Raw genomic sequence first — 1,187 nt, forward strand, 5'->3', positions numbered from 1 at the left:
TCACGGCGCGGTTCAACCTCGTCACCCATCAGCATGGTGAACACCTTGTCGGCTTCGATGGCGTCGTCAATCTGCACACGCAGCAGGGTGCGCACGGCGGGGTCCATGGTGGTCTCCCACAACTGCTCGGGGTTCATTTCGCCCAGGCCTTTGTAGCGCTGGCGGCTGGTTGTGTTCTCGGCTTGCGTGACCAGCCAGTCCATGGCTTCGCGGAAATCGCCGACCTTGTGTTCTTTTTGGCGCTCACCCTCGCCGCGCGTGACCCGGGCGCCCTCGCCGAGCAAGCCTTTCAGGGTTTGCGCGGCCTCGTGCAGTACCGCGTAGTCAGCGCCATGAACAAAGTCTTGGGTCAGCACGCTGCTCTTGATGTTGCCGTGCAGACGGCGGCTGATGCGCAGAACGGGTTTGTCGGAGCGCACATCGAATTCACCGGCCACTTCGGCATCGGGCAATTGCGCCTGCAGGGCGATGGCGGAGGCCTCGGCGTCGGCCACGGTGTCGAGGTTCAGCGCCACGCCGTCCGCAACCGCGCGCAAGGCAGACACATCAAGAAAATTGGCGAGTCGGACGATCACGGCTTGCGCAACCTGGTGCTTGCGCGCCAGCTCAGTGAGCGCCTCCCCACTCAGGGCGACGCTATTGGTGCCGCCGGTGTGCACCGTGGCATTGACCAGCGCCACGCGCAGCAAAAAGCTGTCGAGGTCGGCCTGGCCCTGCAGGTACAGCTCTTCGCGGCCGGCCTTCACCTTGTAAAGCGGCGGCTGGGCGATATAGACGTGGCCGCGCTCGACCAGCTCGGGCATCTGGCGGTAGAAGAAGGTGAGCAGCAGCGTGCGGATGTGCGCGCCGTCAACGTCGGCATCGGTCATGATGATGATGCGGTGGTAGCGCAGCTTGGCCACGTCGAAGTCGTCGCTGCCGGTGCTGCCGCCAGCCTTGCCGATGCCGGTGCCCAGGGCGGTGATGAGCGTCAGAATCTCGTTGCTGGTGAGCAGCTTTTCGTAGCGCGCTTTTTCCACGTTCAAAATTTTGCCGCGCAGGGGCAGAATCGCCTGGAATTTGCGGTCGCGGCCCTGCTTGGCAGAGCCGCCGGCGGAGTCGCCCTCCACAATGTAGATTTCGCACAACGCCGGGTCTTTTTCCTGGCAGTCGGCCAGTTTGCCGGGCAGGCCCATGCCGTCGAGCAC

Annotated in this window: 1 protein-coding gene; it reads right to left on the reverse strand. The window is 64.0% G+C overall.

Annotated elements, in window-relative coordinates:
- Positions 1-1,187: toprim domain-containing protein (locus IBX54_RS15170; RefSeq protein WP_296543479.1), on the reverse strand; the 1,187-nt coding region annotated here is incomplete at both ends.

The sequence above is a fragment of the Rhodoferax sp. genome, assembly GCF_014859475.1.
GTDB lineage: Bacteria > Pseudomonadota > Gammaproteobacteria > Burkholderiales > Burkholderiaceae_C > Rhodoferax.